Source organism: Palleronia aestuarii (assembly GCF_003253995.1).
Lineage (GTDB): Bacteria > Pseudomonadota > Alphaproteobacteria > Rhodobacterales > Rhodobacteraceae > Palleronia > Palleronia aestuarii.
The window spans coordinates 1-6,728 of the sequence record NZ_QKZL01000059.1 but is presented as its reverse complement, the minus strand read 5'-3'; the positions used below and the strand labels follow the sequence as shown (position 1 = coordinate 6,728).

At 62.0% G+C, this 6,728-nt stretch carries 6 protein-coding genes and 2 pseudogenes; 3 read left to right on the top strand and 5 right to left on the bottom strand.

Translation table 11 applies throughout. The features are described 5' to 3' along the window. Positions 1-285, top strand: a 285-nt coding sequence (locus LX81_RS21465; protein ID WP_146259525.1) for an integrase core domain-containing protein, incomplete at its 5' end; no start/stop codon positions are given. Between the two features lie 92 nt (positions 286-377). Here the strand turns inward: LX81_RS21465 and LX81_RS23070 are convergent. From LX81_RS23070 to LX81_RS23515, 4 genes and pseudogenes are all read right to left on the bottom strand, one after another. Continuing rightward, positions 378-1,415 (bottom strand): annotated as a pseudogene (locus LX81_RS23070) (transposase); the annotation flags it as partial. Between the two features lie 481 nt (positions 1,416-1,896). Beyond that, positions 1,897-2,442, bottom strand: a complete 546-nt coding sequence (locus tag LX81_RS21455; RefSeq protein WP_111539276.1) for a YaeQ family protein — start codon at positions 2,440-2,442, stop codon at positions 1,897-1,899. A gap of 164 nt (positions 2,443-2,606) precedes the next feature. Then, entirely contained in the window at positions 2,607-2,936 is a 330-nt protein-coding gene (locus tag LX81_RS21450) for an arsenate reductase family protein (protein ID WP_111539275.1), read from the bottom strand. 303 nt (positions 2,937-3,239) lie between these two features. Next, positions 3,240-3,710 carry a hypothetical protein gene (locus tag LX81_RS23515; RefSeq protein ID WP_444543926.1) on the bottom strand — a complete coding sequence of 157 codons (471 nt, stop codon included), beginning with the start codon at positions 3,708-3,710 and terminating at the stop codon, positions 3,240-3,242. On the opposite strand from LX81_RS23515, the gene rsgA reads away from it, so the two are divergent. Further along, on the top strand, positions 3,624-4,088 hold the full coding sequence (gene rsgA / locus LX81_RS23060) for a GTPase RsgA (protein ID WP_444543925.1): 465 nt from the start codon (positions 3,624-3,626) through the stop codon (positions 4,086-4,088). The genes LX81_RS23515 and rsgA overlap by 87 nt on opposite strands. A 375-nt stretch (positions 4,089-4,463) precedes the next feature. Here the strand turns inward: rsgA and LX81_RS21440 are convergent, their stop codons facing one another. After that, on the bottom strand, positions 4,464-5,729 hold the full coding sequence (locus LX81_RS21440; RefSeq protein WP_111539274.1) for an MFS transporter: 1,266 nt from the start codon (positions 5,727-5,729) through the stop codon (positions 4,464-4,466). Positions 5,730-6,194: 465 nt separating this feature from the next. Between LX81_RS21440 and LX81_RS21435 the strand changes: the two are divergent. Beyond that, positions 6,195-6,728, top strand: a pseudogene (locus LX81_RS21435) (site-specific integrase); the annotation flags it as partial.

Genomic DNA, 6,728 nt, shown 5'->3' with positions numbered 1-6,728 from the left:
TTCGTAGAGAGCTTCAACGGTCGGATGCGGGATGAACTGCTCAATGAGACCATGTTCCGGAACCTGGCTCACGCCCGTGCCGTCATTGCGGCCTGGGCTGCCGACTACAACACCGAGCGCCCGCATTCGGCTTTGGACTACCAGACCCCGGCTGACTACGCGCAAGCCCTGACCACCGCAATCGCCCGCCCCGCTGCGCGAGATGAAAGCTCCGCGCGTCGGGCGATTGCTAACCCTGCGCCGAACGGCGCAAACAACAACCGGGCTCCGGTCGCGATTGGATGAAAGTCCCGTGGCAGGTCACAGGCACTCCTGACACAGCCGGCTGTTGAAGGTGAGGAGGTCGAACACTCCAGTGGAGTGTTCGTACGACGCAAGACGAAGGCATTGTCGCTGGGTTTTCCGGGGCGCGAGAAGTCGAGCTCGAACTTGTTCAGGTAGGCCCATTGGTCCAGCAGACGGCCTGCGATTACACCAGTTATCGACCCGTATGCTGCGCGGCTTGCCCCTGATCCTTGTCAGACGGTCCAGTTCCTCGGTGACCTGGGTCAGGCCCTAAAATTCGTCCTCGCAGTCGTCGTGAGAGCCTCTCTCGTGTGGCAACGGGCGATGGTCAGGATGCGGAGCGACCCGTCGTCGAACAGCCGGTCCGACAGGAAGTCCATCGCCCAGACATCGTTCATTGCATCGGCTTCGGAGCGACCCGATCGGGTGCGGCAGGCACGGCGGCGCCTCGGGCTCCGTGTCAGGACCCGACAAACCTTCTTCGCTGTAAAGGCGGTAGATCCGCTTGTGGTTGGCGCACAAGCCTTTTCGTTGCAGCAGAACGTGTAGCCGACGGTAGCCGTACCGGACACGGCTTGCCGCAAGCTCCTTCAAGCGCATCCTGAGAGGCACCGCAGGATCGCGTCGCGCCCGGTAGCGGTGGGTGGCCCGCTCGAAGCCCATGGCCCGGCACGTCCGGCGTTCGGAGAGCCCGAAAGCCGTCTGGGAATGCCGAATGACCGCGCGCCGCAGGACGGGCCTCACCGTTCGGCTCCACCCTCGGACCGATGGTGGGCTATCGCCTCACTTTCGTAGCGCATCCTGCAACATCGACTTGTCCAGGGTCAGGTCGGCCACGAGGCGCTTGAGCTTGCCGTTGTTCGTCCGTTCTCTCGAACCGGTGGCGTTCGCGGGCTCACTCCTCGAGCCGCTTCAGCTGCCGGATCTCGCTCGCCATTGTTCTCGAACCAATGGCGCACAATGGCTCGCCGCCCATCCCGGCGTAGATCTTTTTCCAGCGGTAGAACGGGGCTTCCGCCACCCCGTCCGCGCGATGCGCGAACTGCGGCAGATCTCGCCGACCGTCGTGCCGGCCTCCGCCTGTCTCAACGCAAAGCGATCTGCTCGTCGGTGAACTTCTTCTTCGGCATCGGGGCACTCCTCTCCTGTCAGGAATGTGCCCGAAATTCCGCGCTCCGCCTGAACCAGTTTGCTGGATCAGGACCCGGGCGATCACGATCGGGGCCGCGGCGGGTGGGTGGCTCTACGACACGAAAGGGCTTTCCAAGGCCTTCATGACATCCGCCGTCGTCTTGGCTGAGGCTGTGCTCATCATCGGCAGTCGGGGTCGAACCTCGGCATAAGCATGCTCGAGGCTCGCCATCGGGCACCCAAACTTTATACGATGCACGTAATGTGAAGTTCATAGATGGGCTCGGAGCGGACCTGCGGCGGTGCAGCGGGGGAGGATCCGGCATGGCCCTGGTCTGTCGATGCTCACGACCCAAAGCTGCCGTTGGCCACGGTGGTCCGCGCTGCACGTCCGCCAAGGCGATATCGACGCTAGCGTGCGGAACCAGGCTGGCTAAAATTGACGGTCTTCAGTCCTGTATCACTAGGGCTGGTCGCACGCTACGCAGCGGTCTTCCATGTCTCAGGCGTTACGTAGACAACGGTCTGATCGATGCTGACCATCACATCGCCGTCCTGGACATGCACCTGAAGCTTCATCGCTCTCTGTGCCAACTGTGACAATGCGGCCGTGTCGCCTTCTGAGAAGGTGTTTACCTGAAGATTTTCGAAACGGGTCGTTCCGTTTTTGACCTTGTCCCACCATATTTCGGCAACCCTGCCGCCAAAGGCGTAGACAATCACCTTTCCGGCTTTGCTGCAGGACTGCCGAATGATCTTCTCGGACGGAAGGCCGAGTGCCACCCACACATCGATCTCGCCGCTCAGGCTCTTTTGCCAGATATCCGGTTCGTCGTCGGTCGAAAGCCCTTTTGTCATCTCCAGATATTCGTGGGCATTCAAGGCAAAAGCGATGAGACGCACCATCAACCGCTCGTCGGTCTCCGAGGGGTGCTTGGCAACAGTCAGTTTATGGGTCTCGAAGTAGTTGCGATCCATGTCGGATACCGACAGTTCGATTTTATGAATAGTGGCATTTTGCGCCATGATCCGCCCCTCAGGCTAAAAGAATCGGGTTGCCTACACCGTCATGTGAACATTGGAAAGCAGCGATGGAGTTCCAAGATGAGACGGCGACGCAACGCGTTCGGGACGGAGCAAGGCCAGGTTGGCAGGACAGGGCCGCTTTCGCGAACCTTAACCGCCTCCCATCAGTGAGGAAGCAAAGCTTTCTTCACATCTTCGTCCCACCCCAGGTAAAGTGTATTCCGGTCTCGGATTACAGGGCGGGCCATGACCTTTGGCTGGGAAGAAATTTGCGCCTCTGCCTCGGAATTCTTTAGCCAATCGTTGAGCGCCCGGTAATCGTTCGACTTTCGATCCACGAGCCGATCCCCAAATTCGGCGATCAGTTCGGACAGTTCCGCATCACTCAGGGGCTCTGCCCGAATGTCACGGAACACGACCTCCACGCCCTCAGCCTCTAGCGCAACGCGGGCTTTTCGGCAGACGGCGCAGGTACTCAGGCCGTAGATCATCATTTTGTCGTCTCCCTGATCGATAAGGACGTACCCTCGTGCATCACCCCCGCTGATACAACGAGATCGGTCCTGCCCGGCTCGAAAGTTCAGTCGATGCCGCAGGCATGGATGCAGGGGACCCGAAGCGGGTTTGCCCGGCGGGTCGCTCCAACCACCATTCCCTTGCCGATTGTACCCATCTGTCTTGTGCAGGCCTTGAAAGGCGATCATGCGGTAACGCGTGACACATCCCCCAGCGCAATCCGCACGCTTGGTCATACTTGACTGGTCCCGTACTTCGACAGCCAGCGTGCGTCGGGTGACTCAGGTCTTGCGAAGATGCGTATCGCGACGGTTCACCGCAGCAGGCTGACCGCTGAAACCGGGGTCGGAACCGAGGGGGTCGGCCTGCCCGAGGGCGTCGCAACTACAGATTTTGCTGTCGGAGATCGGATTCTGGTCGATACCGCGACGAAGGTTCTGGTTCGGCGGCTGGAGAGACACACCCTGCTGGAGCGGTGAACCGAGGGCGGGCGGCCTCGCCAGTCGAAGGCCGCCAATGTTGATACCGTCTTCATCGTGACTTCCTGGGATGACGACTTCAGTCCGGCACGGCTGGAGCGATACCTCGCTCTCGCAAACGAAGCCGGCACGCATCCCGTGATCGTTCTGACGAAGATCGACACGGTCGTCGACGCCACCGTGTAAATGAAACAGGCAAAGACCCTGCAACTTGGTCTCGATGTGGTGCTCGTGAACGCGAAGACGCCAGCGGCGGTGCAGATTTTGGCCCATTGGTGCGGGCCGGGCCAAACAGTGGGGCTGCTGGGATCATCCGGGATGGGAAAATCGACGATGCTGAACACGCTTTCCGCGAAGTCACTCGACGCGGCCCAGCAGACCGGCGCCGTGCGGGCATCGGATAACAAGGGGCGACATACGACGATATCGCGCTCGCTTCGTTCGGTCGTGGGTGGAGAATGTATGATCGACACGCCGGGTATGCGGTCGTTGCAGGTCAGCGACGTCTCATCCGGCCTCGCCACACTGTTCGCAGAGATCGTCGGAGCATCGCACGGATGCCGGTTCAGGGACTGCACCCATTCCGTCGAACCGGGATGTACCGTTGCAGGCTGCGATGGCCGCTGGATCTCTCGATCCGGAACGATTTGACCGACGGCGCAAGCTCTCCGACGAGAACTCGACAAACTCCGGACAGCCGTCCGGGCCGCGTCGAGACAAGACAAGACAAGACAAGACCCCGAAGGTTCTACGCAACCGGCATCGAAGTGTTCTTCACGTTGCTTTCGGCCCGAAGCTATCGTTCACCGCTGCCGCCGATGCCGCGGCGCGGTCCGTTGAAACGGACATTCGCCGCAGTCGCAAGATTATAGCGGAGCCGAAATCACTCTCTGCGGGACGGAGAGGGCTTTCGCTGCGCCATGCTTGAGGGTCCGCGTCAGTAGGCCATACGTTTGGAACACTCGGCTCGGCAAATGTAGGAGGACGACGTCTCGCCTGCTTCTTTCGGGTAGGATCAGAACAGTTTTAGCGCGATGGCTGATTGTCGGCCGCGTCGGTTTCTGCATTCTCCGCCGCCCAGATGCTCGCCGCCTGCGCTGCGACCGGCGTCGCTCCAGGGACGACGGCGATGTAATTGTCGGTCTCCTCAGCCAGCAGCGACGACCGGCGCGTTGTGCGCCAGAGCGCGTATACCGCGATCAACGCGAAGGTCGCACCAAGGCACGACCAGAACGCGCCCGGCCCGGTCGCGTCCATCGCCCAGCCTGTTGCCAACGGCCCCAGGATTGCCCCGGCGCCGAACACGAAGACCAGTCCACCTGACGCGGCGGGCATATCCTCAGCCGAGAGGTAGTCGTTGGTATAGGCTAGTAGCAGGGCATAAAGCGGTGTCGTCATGCCGCCGGCGACCACGGCCGCGCCCAGCATGACGAACCGGTTTTCCGCCGCCAGGAAGCCGAATGCGCTGAACGCAGCCCCGATCGCGGCCGATCCACAGATCACCAAACGGCGGTCGACACGATCTGAGAGCCAGCCGATCGGAATCTGGAAGACGAGCGCGCCCGCGAAGAGTGCCGCGACGAACAGCGCGATTGCCTCTGTCGTCATTCCGATCTGGGTCCCGAACACCGCACCCATGCCCGACTGCGTCGCGTAGATTGCGCCGAGTAAGAAAATCCCAATGGCCCCGAGCGGCGAGCTTTCGAAAAGCTTCCGGAGCGACATGGATCGCGACATGGTCGCGACCGGCGCCGGCGAGGCGGAGAGTAGGATCGGCGCAAAGGAGACGGACACGAGGATCGACGCGCCGATGAACAGAACCGAAGTCGCTGCGTCACCGAGCGTGAGCAACCACTGCGCCCCGATGATCCCCACCGTCTGACAGATCATGTATACTGAAAGGACTCGCCCCCGCGTCTCGTTGGTTGACTGCGCGTTCAGCCAGCTCTCCGCGGTCACGTAGACGCCCGACATGCAGAAGCCGATCAGCACGCGCAGCGCCGTCCAAGACCACGGATCGGACAGCAGCGGGAACGTGATCAGGCCCGCCGACATCAAGCCGCCGAGCGCGCCGAAGACGCGGACGTGCCCCACCCTCCCGATCAGAACTGGGCCGTAGCGCGCCCCCGCGAGGAAGCCCGCGAAGTATCCCGACGTGATGATGCCGAGTTCCGGGGCCGAGAACCCCTCGATATCCCCGCGCAGACCCATCAGCGTGAACTGCATTCCGTTCCCAAGCATGATAAGGACGATGCCCACGAGGAGGACGGCAATACTCGAGAATGTCTTCATGCGTCCGCTCCGTGACTGAGCCTCGGAAATCACTGTTGCAGTAGGAACTCGGGCCGATTTTCCTGCCCGACCGTGTTATCCTTCCCGCCACGCGACCCAGCGGAACCCGCGCACGGGTCCCATACCGTCGAGGCCCCGGGCACCTATCTGCCTTTCACGGCGCGGCCCGCCGCTCAAGCGTAGAATTTCTACCATGACAGCGCCCTCACGCAACGGACTGTTGATACGGCTCCACCGTCGCATACGGCTGGGTCGCAGCATTTGGAACGCCAGCCGATGCGGGTCCAGACCCGATTAGGACGCAGCCGGGCAGTCGCGGCACGATCCGCTGAAGCTGCCGTTCGGACAAGTTGCAGCATCAGTCGAGGAGGGCTCGAAGCGGACTTGCGGCGGCGCGGCGTGCTACCATGTCGCGCCGACACGGTGCCGGTGATGGGAGGAGCGCGGCGGACCGGAGGACTTGTTATGCCTGCCTCGAACCTTCCCGCCATCCGCGCGTGCCGGCCAGCCTGGAACAAGGGCCGCCTCGTCGGCCAGAAGCGCCCGCTCCTGCCGAAACACGTCTGGGCGATCCGTGTGCGGCTCGAGCTCGCCGATCGCGCCCGTGATCTTGCCCTTTTCAACCTGGCGATCGACAGCAAACTACGCGGCTGCGACCTCGTTCGCCTCCGTGTCGCCGACGTCTACGCGGCGGGCCAGGTGAAGGAGCGGACCTCGGTCCTCCAGAGCAAGACCCCGCAGCCGGTCCGCTTCGAGATCACCGATGGCACGCGGAAGTCTCTCTTGGCTTGGCTCGAAGATCCCGAACTGGTCGGCTCGGAATTTCTCTGACCGGGACGGTTCCACGAGCGGCTGCACATCTCGACCGGTTAGTATGCCCGCCTCGTCCGGGGCTGGGTTACCTCGATCGGATTGGAGCCGAGCTCTTACGGTACCCATTCCATGCGCCGGACCAAGGTTGCGCAGAACTACCGCAAGATCGGTGACCTTCACGCCGTC

Excerpts from the sequence above, each read along its gene's own strand:
- LX81_RS21450 (WP_111539275.1), bottom strand. The coding sequence starts at position 2,936 with ATGATGATCTACGGCCTGAGTACCTGCGCCGTCTGCCGAAAAGCCCGC.
- LX81_RS21455 (WP_111539276.1), bottom strand. The coding sequence starts at position 2,442 with ATGGCGCAAAATGCCACTATTCATAAAATCGAACTGTCGGTATCCGAC.
- LX81_RS23515 (WP_444543926.1), bottom strand. The coding sequence starts at position 3,710 with ATGGGCCAAAATCTGCACCGCCGCTGGCGTCTTCGCGTTCACGAGCAC.
- rsgA (WP_444543925.1), top strand. The coding sequence starts at position 3,624 with ATGAAACAGGCAAAGACCCTGCAACTTGGTCTCGATGTGGTGCTCGTG.
- LX81_RS21440 (WP_111539274.1), bottom strand. The coding sequence starts at position 5,729 with ATGAAGACATTCTCGAGTATTGCCGTCCTCCTCGTGGGCATCGTCCTT.